This is a genomic window from Pseudomonas sp. PK-RTE-24 (assembly GCF_054052265.1).
Genome location: NZ_CM133224.1, coordinates 882,154 through 905,102, shown reverse-complemented (window position 1 = coordinate 905,102; position 22,949 = coordinate 882,154). Strand labels below are relative to the sequence as shown.

The following is a 22,949-nucleotide window of genomic DNA, read 5'->3' as shown; positions in this document are numbered from 1 at the left end:
ATGACCTTTGCTGTGAATCTGTCTACAAGAGTGCCATCAAATTAATGGCGTCAGAAGTAGAGGGATTTAAAGTGTCAGCCGTTCTCTCACTGTTACAAAGCCGTTTGTTGCGGCCAGTGTTCGTTACCCTTGGTATCGCCCTTTTGGTGCAGGTGTTGGTGGCGGTTGCCCTGACGCGGAGCACGGTGACCGCGCTGGAAGCCGATCTGGCCGTGCGCCTGGGTGCCGACAGCCAGAAGCTCTCCGGTGAGCTGGAGCAGGCCGGGCGTGAAGTCACTTCGAGTCTTGATGCGTTATCGGCCAGCACTCGTCAGCGCCTGACGGTCGGCCTGTCCGCGCGTCTGAAAGAAGAGCAGGCGCAGCTGCGAGCGACGCTGGAAAAGGATCTGAAGGATTCGGCCAACGACATGGCGCAGTTGCTTGCATCCGTAGCGCCGCGTGCCATGTGGGACAGCGACGTGCCGACGCTCTCGGAGTTCGCCCGCCGCGCCCAGCGCAATCCCAACGTGCTGTTCGTGGTGTATGACGACGCCACCGGCCAGCATCTGACCCGTTATCTCAACCGTGAAAACCCGATCAACAAGGCCTTGCTGGAAAAAGGTCAGGGCGAGCGCGCGCTGGATAAAGTGCTGGATGCGGCGAAGAATGATCCTTCGGTCTACTACCTCGAGGCCTCGATCAATCCCAACGGCGTGGAAATCGGCAAAGTGCTGATGGGTGTGTCCACAGCCTCGGTGGAAACCGATCTGGCCGAGCTCGACAAGCGCTTCCTGGCGCTGATTGCCAGCAGCGATCAACTGGTCGGCGACAGCCTTAAAGGCGCAGCGGCGGACAGCGCCAAAGCGATGCAGGCGCGCCTGCAATCGGCGCAAGCCACCGCTGGTGAAATGAAAGCCAACACCGCACAAACCGTTCAGGAAGCTGCCGCCACTCTTCGCTGGCGCATTGGCCTTGGCCTGGCACTGGTCGGTTGCGGCGTGCTGCTGTTGCTGGCCGTGGTGCTCGGTCATCGGGTGGTCAATCGTCTGAAAATGCTCAATGCAGCGATGGACGATCTGGCAGCAGGCGAGGGTGATCTGACCAAGCGTGTGCAGATCAACAGCAAGGATGAAATCGGCGACATGGCCTCAGCGGTCAATCGCTTCGTGGATAAATTGCAGCCGATCGTACGCGAGGCGGGTGATGTCGCTCAGCGCACTGGCGTGGAAATCGGCGCGATGACTTTGCGCAACGCTGGCGCCGATGCGGCTGCCGGAATGCAGCGCGATGAAGTTGCAGAAAGCCTGCGCGCGCTGTCGCAAATGGCAGACGAGGCGCAGTCGGAAAGTCAGGCGATGCAGGCGGCGCTCAAGCAGGTTGTCGATATTCGTCAGGCCACCGATGAGAACACCCGGACTTCGGCGAAGGTTGGTAGCCTGATCGAAGCGCTGGCCGGGCAGGTCGATACCGGGGCGAAGGTTATCGAGCGACTGGCGCAGCAGAGCGAGCAGATTGAGGTGGTGCTGACGGTGATTCACGGCATCGCCGAACAGACCAACCTGCTGGCATTGAACGCTGCGATCGAGGCGGCGCGGGCCGGTGAGACCGGGCGTGGTTTCGCCGTGGTCGCCGATGAAGTTCGTGCGCTGGCGAGCAAGACGCAAAGCTCCACGGGTGATATTCAAGCGCACATCGTCGCTCTGCAACAGGGCGCACGTGAGGCAGTCGAGGCGATTGGCCAGGCCGGACGGCAGGCCAGCGAAGGTTTGCTGGTCTTGCGCGACAGTGCGCGCTTGCAGCAATCGGTGCAGGCTTCGGTCGAGCAGGTGCATGCGGCGATCGGTCTGGCGACGCAAGCAGCAGCGCATCAGGCGCAGGGTGCACAGGCAGTGCGTGGGCGCGTCGAAACGATTCACGCCCAAGCCGAGAAAGCGGCGCAGGCAGTGGTGGAAACCACGGCCAGTGGCAAGGTGCTGGATGGTCTGGCGGCGCAGTTGAAGGCTAGCCTGGGGCAGTTCCGCGCCTAACCTCAAAAGATCGCAGCCTGCGGCAGCTCCTACAGGGAAAGGCAAATTCCTTTGTAGGGGCTGCCGCAGGCTGCGATCTTTTAGCGGCTCAGATACATCCGCGTCGTCAGCAGATAAACCGGCAGCCCCGAGACCACAATCAACAACGCCGCATAAGGCGCCGCCGCCGCAAACTCGACATTCGCCGTATGCGCCCAGACCTCGGTCGCCAATGTATTGAGTCCGGTTGGGCTGAGCAGCAACGTCGCCGTCAATTCCTTCATCGCATCGAGAAACACCAGCGCAAACGCCGCGCCCAGTGCCGGGAAAATGATCGGTAATGTCACCCGGCAAAACGCCGTGAACGACGATGCGCCCAAGGTCCGCGCCGCTTCTTCCAGCTGTGGCGCAGCCTTGTTCAGTGCCGTACGAATCGGCGCCTGCGCCAGTGGCAGAAACAGCAGCGCATAGGCGATCAGCAGCAAGCCCGACGTCTGATACAGCACCGGTACGTAATGCAGGGCGAAATACACCAGCGTCAACGCAATCACCAGGCCCGGCAGCGCGTGCAGCAGATAAGGCAGGCGTTCGGCCCAGATTGCCAATTGGCCTTTATAGCGCACCACCAGCAGCCCGACCGGCACTGCCAGCGCCAGGCACAACGCCGCGCCGCCCAACGACAATGCCAACGACGACAACAGCGCCTCAGTGATCGCTGCTACCGGGAACGCCGCCGACGAACCGACCGCCAGCCAGTAGGCCAACATGCCCAGCGGAACGCCGCTGCCGATAATCGCCAGCAACAGGCAATACAACTGACCTGCCGCAGCCCATGGCCCAAGCTTTACTTGCTCAGCCTGTCGCGCTGCACCTTGGCCAGTGCGCACATGCCGGCCCTTGCCGCGCACCCGCAGTTCCAGCCACAACAGCAGCAGGCACAGCGCCAGCAACACCGCCGAAAGCATCGCAGCATTGGCGTTGCTGAATTCCAGTTCGAATTGCTGGTAGATCGCCGTGGTGAAGGTTTGCAGGCCGATGATCGACAGCGCGCCGAATTCCACCAGCATGTGCAGGGCAATCAGCAGCGAACCGGCCAGCAGCGATGGCCACAACAGCGGCAGGGTGACGCGGAAAAACACGCCCCAGCGATTCTGTCCCAGCGTGCGGGCGGATTCTTCGAGAGAGGGATCGAGATTGCGCAGGGTCGCCGCGACTGGCAGGAAGATCAGCGGATACTTCGACAGGCTCATCACCAGAATCGCTCCGCCGAGGCCTTCGAACTGCGCACTCAGCGACACCCAGGTGAAGCTGCTGACAAACGCCGGCACCGCAAACGGCAGGCACAGGATCACGCCCCACAGGCGTCGACCCGGCAGATTGCTGCGTTCCAGTAGCCATGCCAGCGACAGGCCGATCACGGCGCAGGTGATCGTCACGCCGACCATCAGTGCCAAGGTGTTGCGCAACAGGCCAAACACATACGGGCGCCACAGCAAATGCAGCGCCTCGGCCCAGCCGGCCTGCCAGGCTTTCACCCCGACGTAGGCCAGTGGCAACAGGCTCAGTAACACCAGTAGCAATACCGGCAGCACCAGCCAGATCGACGGCCGTTTGCGTCTTGGTACGTAACCCCCGCGCGCGGCGGGGGCCGATAACGATGCTGCCATCAGTTCAGGCCAACTTCGCGTTCCAGTTCCAGCGCTTCTTCAGCGTTGCCCAGGTCCGCCGGGGTAACGTTCGGCGCTTCCAGTTCGCTGAACGGCTTGAGACCGCGATCCGATTCCATGCCTTTGTGCAGCGGGTATTCGGCGGTGGTCTGAGTGATCACGCGCTGACCTTCTTCGCTGGCCATGAAGGCGAGGAATTGCTGGGCTTCTTTTGGATGTTTGCTGGATTTCAGCACGGCAGCACTGGACACGGTGATCAAGCCGCCAGCGTCGCCGCCGGTGAAGTAATGCAATTTGGAATCGAGCTTGCCTTTCTCGCGTTGCAGGGCGAACCAGTAGTAGTTGTTCACCAGTACGGTGGCGACTTCACCGTTTTCCACCGCTTTGAGCGCGACCATGTTGTTGCTGTAGGTCTTGCCGAATGCGCGCAGGCCGGTCAGCCATTCTTCGGCGGCGTCACGACCGTGCAGCTTGATGATCGCTACGGCCTGCTCCTGGAAGGCGCCGCTGGTCGGAACGAAGCCGACCTTGCCCTGCCACTGCGGCTCGGAAAATTCCATCACCGATTTCGGCAGGTCTTTTTCATCGATCAGTTTCGGATTGAACGCGACCACGCGTACGCGGGCGGTAACGCCGATCCAGGTGCCATTGGCGGCGACGTATTTTTCCGGCAGAACTGCCAGCGTGGCGTCATCGGCCTTGGCCAGCAGACCCTGTTCGCCGAGGTTATTCAGCGGCGGCGACTCTTCGGTGTAGATCACATCGGCGGGGGAGCGGTCGCCTTCTTCGATGATCTGGCTGGCGAGCTGGTTGCTGCTGCCTTTGCGCACGTTGACGTGGATGCCGGTCTTGGCTTCGAAAGCCTTGGCAATCGCGTCGCCGACTTCCTTGTGCTGGCCGTTGTAGAGAGTCAGGGAAACCGCATCGGCAGCCTGGGTGAGGGGAGTGGCGAGTGCCAGGCCGAGGAGGGTGAAGGTCAGGCCTCGGCGCAGGGTATTTCGAAACGTCATTCGCAGGATTCCTCACTGTCGCATTGCAAAAACTTGCAACAATGATAAACGATATTGTTTCTCAAGTGCGCCTTGTGCGGGACAAGGGGATCGGGTAGGAGCAGCAGAAGGCTCGGGCCGCGTTCGGACGATCTTTTGATCTGCCTCCTACGTGTTACGGGGGAAAGCTAGATCAAGAGATCGCAGCCTCGTTGCACTCGTCAGCTCCTACAAGCTCCTACAAGACCTGCGGAAATTCAGGAAGCCAGAAACGCAAAAACCCGCTTTCGCGGGTTTTTGTGAAATCCAAGGCGTGAACCTTGAATTTGAATTGGTGCCCAGAAGAAGACTCGAACTTCCACGACCGTAAGGTCACCAGCACCTGAAGCTGGCGTGTCTACCAATTTCACCATCTGGGCAATCATCGCAAGCGTTGCCGCTGTTGATGTGGCGCACTATACGGAGGCCTTTTTGATCTGTAAACCCCTGATTTGGTTTTAATAAATCAGTGTGAACAAAAGCTTTCCCGCAAATGCAAAAAACCCGCTTTCGCGGGTTTTGTGTGAGTCTTGAAACTGATCTAGTCTCAAACTCGAAATTGGTGCCCAGGAGAAGACTCGAACTTCCACGACCGTAAGGTCACCAGCACCTGAAGCTGGCGTGTCTACCAATTTCACCACCTGGGCATCATCGAAAGCGCTTGTGCGTCGTCGATGGCGCGCACTATACGGAGCGCCTTTTTAACTGTAAACCCCTACTGCAGAAAAAACTGAATTTTTTTACCAGCGGCGTTCAAAACCCTATCAGAGCGTCGATACAGGGCCATGCAAAGCCTTATAGAAGCGGAAATTTCCCGTTTCCCGGCGCCTATGCCAAACTAACCCGCATATAGACAAGGTGAAAACTCTCTAATGGCCGATTGGCAGTCCCTCGATCCCGAGGCCGCTCGTGAAGCGGAAAAATACGAAAACCCTATTCCCAGCCGCGAACTGATCCTGGCGCACCTCGCCGATCGGGGTTCGCCTGCTGCCCGCGAGCAACTGGTCGAAGAGTTTGGTCTGACCACCGAAGACCAGATCGAGGCCCTGCGCCGCCGCTTGCGCGCCATGGAGCGCGACGCTCAACTGATCTACACCCGCCGTGGCACTTACGCGCCGGTGGACAAGCTCGACCTGATCCTCGGCCGCATCAGCGGTCACCGTGACGGTTTCGGCTTCCTGGTGCCGGACGACGGCAGCGACGACCTGTTCATGAGCCCGGCGCAAATGCGTCTGGTGTTCGATGGTGACCGTGCGCTGGCCCGGGTTTCCGGGCTCGACCGTCGTGGTCGCCGTGAAGGCGTGATCGTCGAAGTAGTTTCCCGCGCTCACGAAACCATCGTCGGCCGCTACTTCGAAGAAGGCGGCATCGGTTTCGTCGTTGCCGACAATCCGAAGATCCAGCAGGAAGTGCTGGTGACGCCGGGCCGCAACGCCAATGCGCAGATCGGTCAGTTCGTCGAGGTGAAAATCACCCACTGGCCAACGCCGCGTTTCCAGCCGCAAGGCGATGTGGTCGAAGTGGTCGGCAACTACATGGCGCCGGGCATGGAAATCGATGTTGCCCTGCGCACTTACGACATTCCGCACGTCTGGCCTGAGGCAGTTGTAAAAGAAGCCGCCAAGCTCAAGCCGGAAGTTGAAGAAAAAGACAAAGAGAAGCGCATCGACCTGCGTCATCTGCCGTTCGTCACCATCGACGGCGAAGATGCCCGCGACTTCGACGATGCGGTCTACTGCGAAGCCAAACCGGGCAAGCTGCGTCTGTTCTCCGGTGGCTGGAAGTTGTACGTGGCGATTGCCGACGTTTCCAGTTACGTGAAGATCGGCTCGGCGCTGGACAACGAAGCTCAGGTTCGCGGCAACTCGGTGTACTTCCCCGAGCGCGTGATTCCGATGCTGCCCGAGCAACTGTCCAACGGCCTGTGCTCGCTGAACCCGCAAGTCGATCGTCTGGCCATGGTTTGCGAGATGACCATCTCCAAGTCCGGCGAAATGACCGACTACTGCTTCTATGAGGCGGTGATCCATTCCCACGCCCGTCTGACCTACAACAAGGTCAGCGCGATGCTGGAAACGCCGAAGGCTACCGAAGCGCGCAAATTGCGTGGCGAGTACACCGACGTCGTCCCGCACCTCAAGCAGCTCTACGCGTTGTACAAGGTATTGCTGGCCGCCCGTCACGTGCGTGGCGCGATCGATTTCGAAACCCAGGAAACACGGATCATCTTCGGCTCCGAGCGCAAGATCGCGGAAATCCGTCCGACCGTGCGCAACGATGCGCACAAGCTGATCGAGGAGTGCATGCTGGCCGCCAACGTGGCCACTGCCGAATTCCTCAAGAAGCACGAAATTCCTGCGCTGTATCGCGTTCACGCCGGTCCGCCGCCAGAGCGTCTGGAAAAGCTGCGCGCATTCCTTGGTGAGCTCGGCCTGTCCCTGCACAAAGGCAAGGACGGTCCGTCGCCGAAGGATTATCAGGCCCTGCTGGCGAGCATCAAGGATCGTCCGGATTTCCATCTGATCCAGACCGTCATGCTGCGTTCGTTGAGTCAGGCGGTGTACAGCGCTGAAAACGACGGCCACTTCGGCCTGAATTACGAAGCCTATACCCACTTCACTTCGCCGATCCGTCGTTACCCGGACCTGCTCACGCACCGCGCGATCCGCAGCGTGATCCATTCGAAACAGGACACCCCGCACGTTCGTCGTGCCGGTGCGATGACCATTCCGAAAGCGCGCATCTATCCGTACGACGAAGCGGCGCTGGAGCAGCTTGGCGAGCAGTGCTCGATGAGCGAGCGCCGCGCCGACGAGGCGACCCGCGACGTGGTGAACTGGCTCAAGTGCGAGTTCATGAAGGATCGCGTGGGCGAATCGTTCCCGGGCGTAATCACCGCTGTGACCGGGTTCGGTCTGTTCGTCGAGCTGACCGATATCTACGTCGAAGGCCTGGTGCATGTCACCGCGCTGCCGGGCGATTACTACCACTTCGATCCTGTGCATCACCGCTTGGCGGGCGAGCGCACCGGTCGCAGTTTCCGTCTTGGCGACACCGTTGAAGTACGCGTCATGCGCGTCGACCTCGATGAGCGCAAGATCGACTTCGAGATGGCCGAGAAAACCATCAGCGCGCCGATCGGTCGCAAGAAACGTGGCGCCGAAACCGCTGCGCCTGCTGCCAAGGCTGCGGAAGAAAAGGCTCCAGCGAAAACCGCCAGCCGTCGTCCGGCCAAGGAAAAGGTTGCCGAAGCCTATCGTCCGAGCGATGCCGTGGCGAAAAACGCCGAGCTGCGCAAAAGCCGTGAATTGAAGAAGGCCTTGCTGGCCGATGCGAAAAACGGTGGTAAAGCGGCGTCCGGGGGAAAGACCGGACGGTCGGCGCCTGACAGGGCGACCGACGGCAAGCCAGCCAAGCCGAGCAAGCACCGTAAGGGCCCGCCAAAAGCGGGTTCCGCTCCAGCCAAAAGTGGCGGGGCGCGTAAACCGAAGGCGAAGTCATGAGTCAGTTGGAAAAAATCTACGGCGTTCACGCGGTAGAAGCGTTGCTGCGTCACCACCCCAAGCGCGTCAAGCAGATCTGGCTGGCGGAAAGCCGCAACGATCCGCGCGTGCAGACGCTGGTCGAGCTGGCCAATGAAAACCGTGTTCAGGTCGGCCAGGCCGAGCGTCGCGAAATGGACGCCTGGGTTGAAGGCGTGCATCAGGGCGTTGTCGCTGAAGTCAGCCCGAGTCAGGTCTGGGGCGAGGCGATGCTCGACGAGTTGCTCGATCGCACCGAAGGCGCGCCGCTGTTGCTGGTGCTCGACGGCGTGACCGATCCGCACAACCTCGGCGCCTGCCTGCGTTCGGCCGATGCGGCCGGTGCGCTGGCGGTGATCGTGCCGAAAGACAAGTCGGCCACGCTGACCCCGGTGGTGCGTAAAGTCGCCTGCGGCGCGGCGGAAGTGATCCCGCTGGTGGCCGTGACCAACCTGGCGCGCACGTTGGAAAAACTTCAGCAGCGCGGTTTGTGGGTAGTCGGCACCGCTGGTGAAGCCGAGGTCAGCATTTATGACCAGGACCTGACCGGCCCGACCATTCTGATCATGGGCGCCGAAGGCAAAGGCATGCGTCGCCTGACCCGCGAGCATTGCGACTATCTGGTGAACCTGCCGATGGCCGGCAGCGTCAGCAGCCTCAACGTCTCGGTCGCCACCGGCGTGTGCCTGTTCGAAGCCCAGCGCCAGCGCGGTGCGAAGGCCAAGGCTGCCGCGAAGAAGTCCTGACCTGCTGCAAATCCCCTGTAGGAGCTGTCGAGTGAAAAGAGGCTGCGATCTTTTGATCTTGCTTTGAAAAAATCAAAGTCAAAAGATCGCAGCCTTCGGCAGCTCCTACACGGGTCGCCCGGTGGTTGTTCAAATATTCACCAATTGCCTTGCGCGCCCGCAGTCCCTTCTCTACAATTGCGCCCCTTGCTGTGACGGCAGGCACGCATGTGCCCCGCGCCAGCAAGTCCATAAGTGTCATTCACTCCTTGTCTGACCGTTTTTGAGCGGCAGGCTACAACCCGTAAGGAGCATTCATGCGTCATTACGAAATCATCTTTCTGGTCCACCCGGATCAGAGCGAGCAAGTCGGCGGCATGGTTGAGCGTTACACCAAGCTGATCGAAGAAGACGGCGGCAAAATCCACCGTCTGGAAGACTGGGGCCGTCGTCAACTGGCCTACGCAATCAACAATGTTCACAAGGCTCACTACGTGATGCTGAACGTTGAGTGCACTGGCAAGGCCCTGGCCGAGCTGGAAGACAACTTCCGCTACAACGATGCAGTGATCCGTAACCTGGTCATCCGTCGCGACGAAGCCGTTACCGGCCAGTCCGAGATGCTCAAGGCTGAAGAAAACCGCAGTGAGCGCCGTGAGCGTCGCGACCGTCCTGAGCACGAAGGCGCCGAAGGCACCGACAGTGATGACAGCGACAACAGCGATAACGCTGACGAGTAATCCACGGACCTTATTAAGGAGCCTATCAAATGGCACGTTTCTTCCGTCGTCGTAAATTCTGCCGCTTCACCGCTGAAGACGTGAAAGAGATCGATTACAAAGATCTCAACACTCTGAAAGCCTACGTATCCGAGACCGGCAAAATCGTTCCAAGCCGCATCACCGGTACCAAAGCTCGTTATCAGCGTCAGCTGGCCACCGCTATCAAGCGCGCCCGCTTCCTGGCCCTGCTGGCCTACACCGACAGCCACGGCCGCTGAGACCGGGCAGTCGACAAGTAGCAAAGGATTGAATGCATGCGCGCCTTAGCTGAGTTCATCATGCGAGGCCGAATGCAGGCCACTCTCGTGGTGGCCGGATGTGCAACATTGCCGTTGTTGTATTGGTTGGGTGCTGCCGCCGGGAGCCTTGTGCTGCTGCGGCGCGGATTGACGGACGCCCTTGGCGTTCTGTCACTGGGACTGCTGCCGGCATTGATCTGGTGGCTGTATGCCGACGACCCACGGGCACTTCTGGTGCTGCTGGGGTCTTCGGGGCTTGCGTTGGTTTTGCGCGCAAGCGAATCCTGGGTCCGCACGCTGCTGGTCAGCGTAGTGATCGGAGTGGTGTTTTCAGTGGTGCTCGGGGTCGCGTTTGCGGCCCAGATCGAGATGCTCGCGCAGGCCCTCATAAAGGTCATGCCGGCGCTTCTTGGTGAGACCTACAAGCAATTGTCGGTCGATGAGCAAGCGCGTTTCGCGTCCCTGATTGCACCGGTCCTGACCGGACTGATTGCGGCCTTGTTGCAGATCGTCAGCGTGCTGAGCCTGATTGTCGGGCGGCATTGGCAGGCGTTGTTGTACAACCCGGGTGGTTTCGGTCGCGAGTTTCGCGCCATCCGCATCCCGCTGGGGCCGGCGATGTTACTGCTGGCGTTGATGCTTCTGGGCCCGAATCTCGGTGCACAGATGGCCATGTTGACGCCGTTGTGCAGTGTACCGCTGGTGTTCGCCGGGCTGGCCCTGATTCACGGGCTGGTCGGGCAGAAGCGACTGGCCGGTTTCTGGCTGGTGGGGTTGTACGTCACGCTGCTGTTGTTCATGCAGCTGATCTATCCGTTGCTCGTGGTTCTGGCCATTGTCGACAGCCTGATTGATTTTCGCGGTCGTCACGTGTCGAAAGACACCGACAGCGCGAACGGTGAAGGTTAAAAGTTAGAGGATTTTCACATGCAACTGATCCTTCTGGAAAAAATCGCCAACCTGGGCAACCTGGGCGACAAAGTAAACGTTAAGGCCGGTTACGGCCGTAACTACCTGCTGCCTTTCGGCAAGGCTACCGCTGCGACCGCTGCCAACCTGGCTGCGTTCGAAGAGCGTCGCGCCGAGCTGGAAAAAGCCGCCGCAGACCGTAAGGCATCGGCTGAAAGCCGTGCTGCCCAACTGGCCGAGCTGGAAGTGACCATCACTGCCACCGCTGGCGACGAAGGCAAGCTGTTCGGTTCGATCGGTACTCACGACATCGCTGACGCACTGACCGCCTCCGGCGTTGAAGTGCAGAAGAGCGAAGTTCGTCTGCCGAACGGCACCATCCGCAACGTGGGTGAATTCGACGTGGCCGTGCACCTGCACGCCGAAGTTGAAGCCACCGTACGCGTTGTCGTGGTAGCAGCTTAAGCAACACGGATCGGCTGGCGGCTTGTCCGTCAGACGGTTAACATCGGGCACGATCCTGTTTACAGGTCGTGCCCTTTGTCTTTCTGAATTCCCTGCTTTTCACTAATACTCAAGTGGCCATGAACGATATCTCCGCTCCCGAGCAATACGATCTGCAAACCGCTGCCCTGAAGGTGCCGCCGCATTCCATCGAGGCTGAACAGGCTGTACTCGGTGGTCTGATGCTGGACAACAACGCCTGGGAACGCGTGCTCGATCAAGTCTCCGATGGCGATTTCTATCGACATGACCACCGTCTGATCTTCCGAGCGATCGCCAAACTGGCCGATCAGAACTCGCCGATCGACGTCGTGACCCTTGCCGAACAGCTGGACAAGGAAGGTCAGACGTCGCAAGTCGGCGGCCTCGGCTATCTTGGCGAACTGGCGAAAAACACCCCGTCCGTCGCCAACATCAAGGCCTATGCGCAGATCGTCCGCCAGCGTGCGACGTTGCGCCAACTGATCGGCATCAGCACCGAGATCGCCGACAGCGCCTTCAACCCCGAAGGCCGCACCGCCGAAGAGATCCTCGATGAAGCTGAACGGCAGATCTTCCAGATCGCCGAAGCGCGGCCGAAGACCGGCGGCCCGGTCGGCGTCAACGAGCTGCTGACCAAGGCCATCGACCGGATCGATACCTTGTTCAACACCGCCGACGCCATCACCGGCCTGTCTACGGGTTACACCGACCTCGATGAAAAGACCAGCGGCTTGCAGCCGTCCGACCTGATTATCGTCGCCGGCCGTCCGTCGATGGGTAAAACCACCTTCGCGATGAACCTCGTGGAAAACGCCGTGTTGCGCAGCGAGAAGGCTGTCCTGGTTTACTCCCTCGAGATGCCAGGCGAATCGCTGATCATGCGTATGCTGTCTTCGCTCGGCCGAATCGACCAGACCAAGGTGCGTTCCGGCCAGCTCGAAGATGACGACTGGCCGCGCCTGACGTCAGCGGTCAACCTGCTCAACGATCGCAAACTGTTCATCGATGACACCGCCGGTATCAGCCCTTCGGAAATGCGCGCGCGGACCCGGCGTCTGGTGCGTGAGCACGGCGATGTCGGCTTGATCATGATCGACTACCTGCAACTGATGCAGATCCCCGGTTCCAGCGGTGACAACCGCACCAACGAAATTTCCGAGATTTCGCGATCGCTGAAAGCGCTGGCCAAGGAATTCAACTGCCCGGTAGTCGCCCTGTCGCAGCTCAATCGTTCCCTCGAACAGCGCCCGAACAAACGCCCGGTCAACTCCGACTTGCGCGAATCCGGAGCGATCGAGCAGGACGCCGACGTGATCATGTTCGTTTATCGCGACGAGGTGTATCACCCGGAAACCGAGCACAAGGGCATTGCCGAAATCATCATCGGCAAACAGCGTAACGGCCCGATCGGGTTTATTCGGCTGGCGTTCATCGGCAAGTACACGCGCTTCGAAAACCTCGCGCCGGGCAGTTACAACTTCGACGACGACGAGTAACAGCAGACCGGATCATCCGGCCTGCTGTCGTGGTCGGTTTCAATCGGCCGAAGCTGCCGTCTCGCTGCTTGCAGTTGTTTCGACTCCGTCACCGGGGCGAATTTCCTCGCGGGTCAGTGCCTGGATCAGCGTCGCTTCGCTGATGGCCAGCTGTGCTGTGACGTCATTGGTTTGCGCCTGATATTCGGTTTCGGTCAGGGCATTTGTCGCAGACTGCGCGTCCAGTGCGGCCTGTTTCTGTTGATAGGGCTGACGTGCGGCGTCGAACCGGGACGAGTATTTGTGCGTGATGAAGTCCTGCCAGAAATCCATCGATACCAGAGCCTGAAATTCATCGGGGGAGTCGTTCAAGGCGATGACCTTTCGGTAGGCCACTTCCAGCATCGGCGATGTGACGCCGGCCATGCCGATAAAGGACAGCGTCTGCGGCTGAAACGGTAACTGCAGCCGATCCTTGAGCCCAAAGCGGTAGGCCATCGTCATCTCGTGCGGGTCGCGCAAGCGCAGCTGATGGATATTGCGCTCCCTCGCTGAAGTTTGCGGATCGTCGACGATTGCCCTGCTCGCAGCGATTTCGGCTGCGGCCAGATCATCGACCTGTCTGAGTCTGAACAGGCTTCTGGACAGGTCCACCAATCGAGCACCATCGCCGTCTTGCCTCGCCTGCATTCGCGCCTTGTGCGTCATGGTCAGTACTTGCATGTCTGTAAACGTGGCAGCGGCAAGGTCAGTGCAGCCAGCCTCGCAGGCGCGATCAAAAACGTCTCTGCGCAGCGCACGTGTCTGCACGCTGTTCTCGCTGATCGCATCGACCACGTCCCAGATCTGTCGGCGGAAATCGGCATGGTGGGCGAGCTTGGAAATGATGTTGAAAAAGCCATCTGAGCCCACCTGTGCTTTGAGCCTGTTCAATTGCTCGGCGCGAATCATCGCCTCGTCTGCCGTCATGCCGACGGTCAACTGCGGATAGACCGAAACAGAGTTCGTTGCCACTGCTTGCGGGTGGGCTGCCGAAAGAGAAGTCGTCAGCAGGTTCAATGGATTGTAGAGCGATGCTGCGGAGCGGTTCAGCCATTCACCGTAGCCGGCCAGGCGTTCTCGTGTGTATGCGCTCAGGGGATTACCGCTTATCTGAGTGCCACTGTTGACCTGAATCGAATGCGTCAGGCGATCCGCTGCCGGTGCGACGACAAAGTCGGGCAGACTCGTGATCCGGTTGTCGTTCAGATGGACCTTGCCCAGCAGGGGCTGATCGAACAGTCCGGTTGGCCAGCTTTCGATGCCCGTATTGGACATGTCGACCTCGCGCATGTCAGTGATCGCACTGAAATCCGGGCTCACGCTCAAGTGCGGGTTGTCGTGAATCCACAAGGCCCTCAGAGTGGTTCTCCCGGCCAGTATCTGCGCGGTCTCGGCGGTGAGTTCCAGTTGATTGCCCTGCAGGAACAACCGCGTCATCCCGTGCATCTCGCCGATCGCCGGAGGGAGATCCCTGAGTCGATTGTTCGCCATGTTCAGCCAGCGCAAATGCCGGAAGCGGGTCAGGAAACCTTCCGGGGATTCGGTGAGATTCATGTTGTTGAGTTTGAGTGAGCCGACATGGCTGAAGTCGCTGCTCAGATCCGGCAGGGTTGGCAGTGTCAAACCGCTCAAATCCAGTTCAAGACCTATCGGCGTGCCGTCGAAGGCGTGTTGCTCGGGCGTTTCACGTCGCCAGCAACTGATGATCCGGTCCCGTGCCTCGATGCGCTCATTGCGGGTTTGAGTGTTGGCGTGCAATTGATTGACGCGGATATAGCGCAGACGATTGCTGCCTCCGGAAAAAACCCAGTCATCCAACTGGTTTTTCAGCACGGCGAAATCCTGCTCGAGCGCCAACAGCCTGGTCGCGACAGTGCCCTTGTCATGGCTCCAGATAAAATCCCGGCAGGCCTTGATGCTTTTGCCCGGAAACAGTCTTCGGTAGCGTTGCGCTCGCGAGTTCTCAGTATCGAATACGGCGGGGTGGGCTGGAGTCATCAACTCGGGATGCAGTTCATTGAGTCTTCGCCAGTAGCCATCGAACTTTCTCCAGTAAGGCGAAGGGAAGTCGTTGCCCTCAATCAGCGTGCGGTTGTTGATCCGCGCGACCACAGCCAATTGATCGGCAGGCGGGTTGATATGCGCGTCGGGGACGTTGCGCAGTTTATTGTTGCTGAGGTCGACGCCGGTCAAGGTGGTCTTGTCAGCCAGCCCGAGGGGCCACTCGCTGATTCCGGTGTTCCTCAGCTCCAGTGTCTGCAGTCCGGACATCGCGCTGAAATCGGGCGGTATCTGCAGTGGGTTGTCAGAGAGCTTGACGGTAACCAGCTGATGCAATGCACTCAATGCACCAGCGCTGTGCTCATCGAGTTTTATCTGGTTTTCAGTCAGATTGAGGTGGGCGAGCCGGCTCATCCCGCTGATGGCTGCGGGCAATTTTTTCAGGCCGGAGCGGGTGATCGTCAGAATGTCCAGATCAGGCAACCGCGACAGGAACGTGTCGGCAGTGTCGGACCAGACGACGTTATTGAGGATGAGCATTTTCAACCGACTGAAGTCGGCAGTCAGTGACGGTAGCGGTCCGTTCACTGCTGGCAGCATGAGCGACGTCGATTCCTGGAGCCAGCAGTCCTTGATAGTCCGGGCAATGTATTCTGCCCGAAGCTTTTCCTGGCCGGCGGCGCTGGATGCTGCCGACGTGCTGTCGGCGACGTAAGCCTGCAGCTGTGCGTCGAGCACCTTGAACTCCTCGAAACGCCGGCTGATCGTGGCTTCTGCATCATCCCCCAGACCGATCAGGTATTCCCGGGCAGTTTGCGGGGTTCTCTCTGGATGCATCTGCAGCAGCATGGCGACTTCTGGAATGTCGCCATCAATCCGGAATGCAGCCGTGCGTGCGCTGGTGATCAGTGCCGGGTATTGCGCCGTAACCCGCTGCCAATAGACTTCCAGTCGCCGCCAATAACCGCTGGCGAAGGGATTGCCTTCGATCAGGGTGACGCGGTTGATGTTGGCGATGTCGAGCAACTGATCACTCGCCGGGTTGATGATTGTCTGCGGAATTTCGCGCAATCGGTTGTCGCGCAGATCGATTGACTCTATCGCTAGCTGATCTCGCAGCCCCGTTGGCCATTCATCCAGCCCGGTTTTGCGCAGACTCACGGTCTTGAGCTGGAGCATGCCGCTGAAGTTCAGGGTCTTGCCCAGCGGGTTGTCCGACAGATCAAGGTTTTCCAGTTGGCTGAGCGAAGCCAGCTCGCCGGCGGTTTGCTCGCTCAGTTCAATGCGGTTCGCTCGCAGGTCCAGTTCCTTCAGGCCGGGCATCTGCGTGAGGTTCGCCGGCGGTGTATCGAGCGCCGAAGCGTTGATTTTCAAGCGCTCAAGGGCTGTGAACCGCTTGAGAAAAGTTTCGGAGCCCGCCGACCATGCCACCGCCTGCAAGTGCAGCGTGCGTACATGGCTGAAATCTGCCGAGAGCGCAGCGATGCCGGCGCCGCCAAGATCCAGCTGCAGCGTTGTTCCCGTCTGCCGTTTCCAGCAACGCTTGATCTCTTGCGCGGCGCGCTCCACCGAGGGATGGGCCGCCCCGCCGGCCAGCGTACTGGTCTTCAGCCACGTCGCGAGTTCCAGCTTCAAGGTCTTGTATTCAGTCTCGACGCGGGTCAAGAAGCCTTGTACATCGTCGCTGTGGGGGCTCAGCAGCGTGCGGATCTGCTCGCTGTCCAGAGAGGGATAAAGTTTTCGCAGTCGCGATTGTGGCGTGCGCAGTCGGTTGAACGCGGTGTTGAGCCGTTCCCGCAGCCCCGGTGAAGCCGGTTGGTCGGGACTGCCACGCTGCATTCCGCCGGCTCCGCCGACTAAGATGCCTTGCCAGCCCTGACGGGCATCGAACACCACAGGCTCGGATCTGCCAGGGCGCGTAGCGCTGTAGATGTTGTCGACGTCGGCGGCGACAGGATCTTGCGGGCGAACGATGCGCATCACTTCGGCCAGAGGCGTCGATGCATCGGGATCGTGCAAGACCTGATAGCCGTGATTATCGATCACTGCATAGAGCTTGCCGTCATGGCGGTGCAGCCCGTCGCTGTCGGGTGAGCTGGTGCTGAAGTCGAGCGGCGTGCGAAACGCCTGCAGACGCGCCCCCGATAAAGCGAAGGTGCTTGGTTGCGAAAACTCCAGCGCATGCCATCGACCATTGTCGGGGTCGTGCAGCATCAGCGGTCCGGAGGGGATCGATTCACTGGCCAGCCTGGCGCGCCAGAGGCCGCTCTGCGCATCCTTGCCCACCTGCACGAAGCCACCATCGGTCATTTCCACGTAATGGCGGCCCTTGAATGTTCTCAGGCCTTCAGCGTCGGCATCGGGCAAGCCGATCGTTGCACTGAGCCGGTAATGCTCAGGCGGGTGGCCCACATGAGCGAAGGCGTCATGCATTGAAGCAATCGCCTGCACTGTGACGTTGGGAGCAGGAACGATTGCATCAGGATCGATACCGTCTGTGGGCCTGTTCGCGCGGATTGACGGGCCGCTCAACGTGGTCGGATCCAGGCCGGGGCGCGGGGTCAGGTTGAGGCGTGGCGGGGGCGTATCCATGGATGTGTCCGGTCGAATATGTGAATGACCGGGAAGCGTCACTTTCGACGGCGGTTTGCTTGGCATGTCTTACATTCCTTGTAGTCGTTGCACGGTAGCTTCTTCAGCGGAAGCTGCCGGCCTGTTCGGCGTCATTGCCTGAGGCTGTGTCATCGGGTGAGCGGAGGCGGCGGCCAGGTCGAAGATTTTCTGCGCTGTGCGTCCATCGAGATATTCGCGCCAGACAGGTTGATGCGGCCGCTGCGCCAGTTCTTCCCTGCGCTGCGATTGAATACCCCTGCTGCTTTGTTCAAGGGTTTTCAAATGCGCGCCGCGCACGTTGAAATTCAAGTCCGGGGAATCCTGTCTCGCATAATGAAAATGTGCGTGCCAGAGGGGATCGTGGGTATGTGCATCGGTGACTAGATAGATGTCGAGATATTGCCGGTCCGAACCCTTGCCACGTTTCAATCGGCTCTCGATTTTCCGGGCGTTCACGTGGCCCTTGTCGATCAGGTACAGCAGTCGGTCGACGTTCAGAACATGCTTGTCCTTATAGATTCGCAGGCGGATGGTTTCGCCCTCATTGCGCAGACGTTCACTGGCGTCCTGCAGGCGTCGAATCAGCGCGGTGGTCTCATCATGGGCCAGTTCCGCCCGCTGCAACTGCAATACGGTGTCATCCATTGCCCCGGCGCTGCTTTCGAGCATCTCGACAATGTTGTCCGGATGGTTTCTTTGCCGTTCTTCGTGGAGGGCAGCGCGGACATGCGCGTCGACACGGTCAAGGTGCCGAGTGGCTTCGGCAACCAATGACGGCAAGCTCCTCTGCGGCGTTGTCCGCGGCGAACGCCATTCACCGCGTCCTCGGTCATAGGTCTGTGACGGCTGCCTGGGATTGTGGAGGTTGCGGACCTCAATCACCTCTTCGTTTTGCGCGGTGCGTCGAGACTCGCCGACATTGAGCTTGTAGACGCCGTTTTTCTTTGCCCGAAAGATGAGCTTGGGCGGCGGTTGGAGACCGCTTCTGTCCTGGGCCGGAATGAACTCGAAATCAATGTTCTGCTGGTCGAACGTCAGCACCGGACGGTCAGCCTGATGGAGAAACTGGTTCAAGCGGCCTACCAGCGTCTGCTCGAATATTTCGATTTCCGCAGTGATCTCCCTGCGTGAAGTGGCGTGCTGCTCCCCCGGTGCCAGATCAAGGCGTTCGAACCAGTGGCGGATGGCTGTGCATTCCTGGAACAGGTTATTCAATACGGCAGGGTGGGAAACCTCGGGAACTGCGCCAAGCGCTCCGTAAACAAAGGTCACCTGACCAAAGCGGGTGGCCAGTTCCGATGCCAGAGGGGCGTTGCCGGCCGATTGTGGGGTATCCAGCATCAGACTTTTGGTCAGGACCCAGGAGGCAACAACGTTATGGGTGTCCATTGGTGAAAGAACATCCGCGCTGAACTCGTCTGGAGAGACCCGCCATTTGTTCACCAGATTGTCGGCGATTTGCTGGCGCTCTTTCAGATGACTCAGCATCCTGCCCAGAACGTTGACTGTTCGCGGAAGCCGCTCCGGGTCGAGGTCGATCATCGGACCCTCCAGGGCGTGGCGCGTCAATCCGCATTCGATCAGTTGCTGATAGGCGAGCATCTGTTTTTTTTGCAGCCTGATTATGTTTTTCAGGTAAGCGTCCTGCTTCATGAAGCGCTTGATCGAGGATTTTTGCTCCTCGTAGTATTTCAGCGCCTTTCCAAGGTGTTTCAGTTCTTTGTGGCAGTGAACCTCGCGATCAAGCAGCGCCATTGTTTCGCGTCGAACGGTTTGCGCATGCTCTCCCTGCGCGTTACTCGCCTCCAGCCAGGCGTTTATCAGCTGTTCACGTTTATCCTGATCCTGCTTGATCCGCTTGTTGATACCCTCGAGTGCGACTGTCACCTCCAGATGCAGCCATAAGTCTGAGGGTCGCGCCGCTGCGCCTCTCGGCATTCCGGCTACACCTGTCAAGGCGGTCCCGCGCCAGCCGGATTGAGCATTGAAAGTAATCGCTTCCGACCTGCCGAAACGTGATGCGACGTAAACGTTTGTCGCATCGGCGGCGATCGGATCTTCAGGACGAACGATGCGCATCACCGCTCTGTGCGGTGTCGAGGCGTCGAGATCATGCAGAACCTGATAGGCGTAGCTCTCGATCTGCACATAGAGTTTGCCGTTGAAGCGCAACAGGCCATCGCCGTCCGGCTCGACCGTGCTGAAATCCAGATCGGTGCGAAACGCCTCCAGCCGGGTAGTGGACAAGGGGTAGGTGGAGGGCGCCGAGGTGTCGATGGGCTGCCAGAGACGGCTGTCGGTATCGAAGCGCAATAGCGGTCCCGACGCGTGCAATTCGCTGGGCAATTTTGCCCGGTAGAAACCGCTGGCCGAGTCCAGACTCACCTGTACGGTGCCACCCTCCGGTACCTGGACATACTGGCGTCCATTGAGCGTCGACATGCCTTCGGCATCGGCCGCCGGCAGCACAACCAGCGAAGTGATCCAGTAATCCTTCAAAGGGCGGTCGTGCACAAAGGCAACAGATTGCGCTACCGCCGCCGTTCTGACCGCCGCCCGCGCAGGCATGGGGATAATGTGGTTGAGCACGAGATCGATCGCTGTTGCGATCGTTGTCGTCGGGCGCGTGGGAATCCTGAGCCCCGACGTGCCATCGAAGGACAGGGGGAAACCAGGCCGGGCTAGCGAATAATCGGGTCGCGGATTATGGACCGAGACGGTAGTGATGCCTCTGATTGGCGGTTTGGGTGACATTGCCTGTCTTCCTTTACGTTGAATGCCCCGTTACTCCCGGGGGAGTGCTGCGGGCGGGCGGCTTCCTTGCCGTTTTGGTGCGTCGTACGCTCAGCGAAAACGCGTGATGTGTCGCGGGCTGGCTGCGCGAGACCAGCTCGCAGAGAAACCGACCACCGTCGTCGGAATTGGTCAAAATTTGTGCTATATTCCGCGCCCGCGATTTTTCACTTCAACACCGGTCGTCGACATGCAAGCAGCCAAGCCGTTATTTGACTATCCAAAATATTGGGCCGAATGTTTCGGGCCAGCGCCATTCCTGCCGATGAGCAGGGAGGAGATGGATCAGCTCGGCTGGGATTCGTGCGACATCATCATTGTTACCGGTGATGCCTACGTCGATCATCCGTCGTTCGGCATGGCGATCATCGGCCGGCTGCTGGAGTCGCAAGGCTTCCGCGTCGGGATCATCGCGCAGCCGAACTGGCAGTCCAAAGACGACTTCATGAAGCTCGGCGAGCCGAACCTGTTCTTCGGCGTCGCGGCGGGCAACATGGACTCGATGATCAACCGCTACACCGCGGACAAGAAAATCCGTTCCGATGACGCGTACACGCCCGGCGGCATGGCCGGCAAGCGTCCGGATCGCGCCAGTCTGGTCTACAGCCAGCGCTGCAAGGAAGCCTACAAGCATGTGCCGATCGTGCTCGGCGGCATTGAAGCCTCGCTGCGCCGCATCGCCCACTACGACTATTGGCAGGATCGCGTGCGCAACTCGATCCTGATCGACGCCAGCGCCGACATTCTGCTGTACGGCAACGCCGAGCGGGCCATTGTCGAAGTTGCCCAGCGTCTGTCGTGGGGCCACAAGATCGAAGACATCACCGATGTGCGCGGCACCGCGTTCATCCGTCGCGACACGCCGCAGGGCTGGTACGAAGTCGACTCCACGCGCATCGACCGTCCGGGCAAGGTCGACAAGATCATCAACCCGTACGTGAATACCCAGGACACCCAGGCCTGCGCCATCGAGCAGGAAAAAGGCCCGGTCGAAGATCCGCAGGAAGCCAAGGTCGTGCAGATCCTGGCCAGCCCGCGCATGACCCGTGACAAGACCGTGATTCGTCTGCCGTCGATGGAGAAGGTGCGCAACGACCCGGTTCTTTACGCCCACGCCAACCGCGTGTTGCACCTGGAAACCAACCCGGGCAACGCCCGTGCGCTGGTGCAGAAGCATGGCGAGCTCGATGTCTGGTTCAACCCGCCGCCGATTCCGATGACCACCGAAGAAATGGACTACGTGTTCGGCATGCCTTACGCCCGTGTGCCGCACCCGGCGTACGGCAAGGAGAAGATCCCGGCCTACGACATGATCCGTTTCTCGGTGAACATCATGCGTGGCTGCTTTGGTGGCTGCACCTTCTGCTCGATCACCGAGCACGAAGGCCGCATCATCCAGAACCGTTCCGAAGAGTCGATCATTCGCGAAATCGAAGAGATCCGCGACAAGGTGCCGGGTTTCACCGGCGTGATTTCCGACCTCGGCGGCCCGACTGCGAACATGTACCGCATCGCCTGCAAGAGCCCGGAAATCGAATCCGCCTGCCGCAAGCCTTCGTGCGTGTTCCCCGGTATCTGCCCGAACCTGAACACCGACCACTCGTCGCTGATCCAGCTGTATCGCAGCGCCCGCGCCCTGCCGGGTGTGAAGAAGATCCTGATCGCCTCCGGTTTGCGTTACGACCTCGCCGTCGAGTCGCCGGAATACGTCAAGGAGCTGGTGACTCACCACGTCGGCGGTTATCTGAAGATCGCCCCGGAGCACACCGAGGAAGGTCCGCTCAACCAGATGATGAAGCCGGGCATCGGCAGCTATGACAAGTTCAAGCGCATGTTCGAGAAGTACACCAAGGAAGCGGGCAAGGAGCAGTACCTGATTCCGTACTTCATCGCTGCCCACCCGGGCACCACCGACGAAGACATGATGAACCTTGCTCTGTGGCTCAAGGGCAATGGCTTCCGCGCCGACCAGGTGCAGGCGTTCTACCCGTCGCCGATGGCCACCGCCACGGCGATGTACCACTCGGGCAAGAACCCGCTGCGCAAGGTGACGTACAAGAGCGACGGCGTGACCATCGTCAAGAGCGAGGATCAGCGTCGTCTGCACAAGGCGTTCTTGCGTTATCACGACCCGAAAGGCTGGCCGATGCTGCGTGAAGCGCTGATCCGCATGGGCCGCGCCGATCTGATCGGCCCGGGCAAGGATCAACTGATTCCGGCGCATCAGCCGGCCACCGACAGCTACCAGAGCGCCCGCCGCAAGAACTCGACGCCGGCCGGCAGCCACAAGGTCGCCAAAGAGAAGACCACCAAGATTCTCACTCAGCACACCGGTCTGCCGCCGCGTGCCAGTGATGGCGGTAATCCGTGGGACAAGCGTGAACAGGCCAAGGCTGCGGCATTCGCCCGCAACCAGCAGGCGGCCAAGGAGCGCAAGGATGCGGCCAAAGGCAAAGGGCCGAAGCCGACACGCAAGCCGGTCGTGCCGCGCTAAACACTGCTTGAGCTGAACAGAACGCCAACCTTCGGGTTGGCGTTTTGCATTTCAGGCCTCAGGAAATGCAGTGAGCCCACTGGCCCCATCGCTGGCAAGCCAGCTCCCACAGGGATCTTTAGTGGCCGCCGTTCTGTGAGCGACAGAGAAACCTGTGGGAGCTGGCTTGCCAGCGATGGGGCCCGTTCA

At 59.9% G+C, this 22,949-nt stretch carries 13 protein-coding genes and 2 tRNA genes; 9 read left to right on the top strand and 6 right to left on the bottom strand.

Annotated elements, in window-relative coordinates:
* The first annotated feature begins 71 nt into the window (after positions 1 to 71).
* Positions 72 to 2,006 carry a methyl-accepting chemotaxis protein gene (locus ACV8MC_RS03995; protein WP_041480726.1) on the top strand — a complete coding sequence of 645 codons (1,935 nt, stop codon included), beginning with the start codon at positions 72 to 74 and terminating at the stop codon, positions 2,004 to 2,006.
* An 80-nt stretch (positions 2,007 to 2,086) separates the two neighbouring features.
* Here ACV8MC_RS03995 and ACV8MC_RS03990 read toward each other — a convergent pair whose 3' ends face one another.
* The 4 genes from ACV8MC_RS03990 to ACV8MC_RS03975 all read right to left on the bottom strand — a co-directional run bounded on the left by ACV8MC_RS03990 (position 2,087) and on the right by ACV8MC_RS03975 (position 5,327).
* Positions 2,087 to 3,652: an ABC transporter permease gene (locus ACV8MC_RS03990; protein ID WP_375123045.1), complete on the bottom strand. Its 1,566-nt coding sequence runs from the start codon at positions 3,650 to 3,652 to the stop codon at positions 2,087 to 2,089.
* Entirely contained in the window at positions 3,652 to 4,662 is a 1,011-nt protein-coding gene (locus tag ACV8MC_RS03985) for an extracellular solute-binding protein (RefSeq protein ID WP_016771941.1), read from the bottom strand. Before ACV8MC_RS03985 ends, ACV8MC_RS03990 begins: the two co-directional genes overlap by 1 nt.
* 311 nt (positions 4,663 to 4,973) lie before the next feature.
* A tRNA-Leu gene (locus ACV8MC_RS03980) sits at positions 4,974 to 5,060 on the bottom strand.
* A gap of 180 nt (positions 5,061 to 5,240) precedes the next feature.
* Positions 5,241 to 5,327, bottom strand: a tRNA-Leu gene (locus ACV8MC_RS03975).
* A gap of 225 nt (positions 5,328 to 5,552) precedes the next feature.
* Here ACV8MC_RS03975 and rnr point away from each other — a divergent pair.
* The 7 genes from rnr to dnaB all read left to right on the top strand — a co-directional run bounded on the left by rnr (position 5,553) and on the right by dnaB (position 12,838).
* Positions 5,553 to 8,183 carry a ribonuclease R gene (gene rnr / locus ACV8MC_RS03970; RefSeq protein WP_024011371.1) on the top strand — a complete coding sequence of 877 codons (2,631 nt, stop codon included), beginning with the start codon at positions 5,553 to 5,555 and terminating at the stop codon, positions 8,181 to 8,183.
* The gene (rlmB, locus tag ACV8MC_RS03965; RefSeq protein WP_252877333.1) at positions 8,180 to 8,947 is read left to right on the top strand and encodes a 23S rRNA (guanosine(2251)-2'-O)-methyltransferase RlmB; all 768 of its coding nucleotides are present in this window, start codon (positions 8,180 to 8,182) and stop codon (positions 8,945 to 8,947) included. Before rnr ends, rlmB begins: the two co-directional genes overlap by 4 nt.
* Before the next feature lie 296 nt (positions 8,948 to 9,243).
* Positions 9,244 to 9,666 (top strand): 30S ribosomal protein S6, encoded by a 423-nt coding sequence (gene rpsF, locus ACV8MC_RS03960; protein ID WP_016771938.1) that lies wholly within the window; start codon positions 9,244 to 9,246, stop codon positions 9,664 to 9,666.
* A 29-nt stretch (positions 9,667 to 9,695) separates the two neighbouring features.
* Positions 9,696 to 9,926, top strand: coding sequence for a 30S ribosomal protein S18 (gene rpsR / locus ACV8MC_RS03955; protein ID WP_002551829.1), 231 nt, complete (start codon positions 9,696 to 9,698; stop codon positions 9,924 to 9,926).
* Positions 9,927 to 9,962: 36 nt separating this feature from the next.
* The gene (locus tag ACV8MC_RS03950) at positions 9,963 to 10,856 is read left to right on the top strand and encodes a hypothetical protein (RefSeq protein WP_016771937.1); all 894 of its coding nucleotides are present in this window, start codon (positions 9,963 to 9,965) and stop codon (positions 10,854 to 10,856) included.
* 18 nt (positions 10,857 to 10,874) lie between these two features.
* Positions 10,875 to 11,321 (top strand): 50S ribosomal protein L9, encoded by a 447-nt coding sequence (gene rplI, locus ACV8MC_RS03945; protein WP_003221136.1) that lies wholly within the window; start codon positions 10,875 to 10,877, stop codon positions 11,319 to 11,321.
* 119 nt (positions 11,322 to 11,440) lie between these two features.
* The gene (dnaB, locus tag ACV8MC_RS03940) at positions 11,441 to 12,838 is read left to right on the top strand and encodes a replicative DNA helicase (protein ID WP_016771936.1); all 1,398 of its coding nucleotides are present in this window, start codon (positions 11,441 to 11,443) and stop codon (positions 12,836 to 12,838) included.
* 39 nt (positions 12,839 to 12,877) lie between these two features.
* Here dnaB and ACV8MC_RS03935 read toward each other — a convergent pair whose 3' ends face one another.
* Positions 12,878 to 17,518: an NEL-type E3 ubiquitin ligase domain-containing protein gene (locus tag ACV8MC_RS03935; protein ID WP_457264531.1), complete on the bottom strand. Its 4,641-nt coding sequence runs from the start codon at positions 17,516 to 17,518 to the stop codon at positions 12,878 to 12,880.
* Between the two features lie 3 nt (positions 17,519 to 17,521).
* Positions 17,522 to 20,227, bottom strand: coding sequence for a hypothetical protein (locus tag ACV8MC_RS03930; RefSeq protein ID WP_457264529.1), 2,706 nt, complete (start codon positions 20,225 to 20,227; stop codon positions 17,522 to 17,524).
* Between the two features lie 229 nt (positions 20,228 to 20,456).
* Here ACV8MC_RS03930 and ACV8MC_RS03925 point away from each other — a divergent pair, with 229 nt between their 5' ends.
* Entirely contained in the window at positions 20,457 to 22,760 is a 2,304-nt protein-coding gene (locus ACV8MC_RS03925) for a YgiQ family radical SAM protein (protein WP_016771932.1), read from the top strand.
* The last annotated feature ends 189 nt before the right edge of the window (positions 22,761 to 22,949 follow it).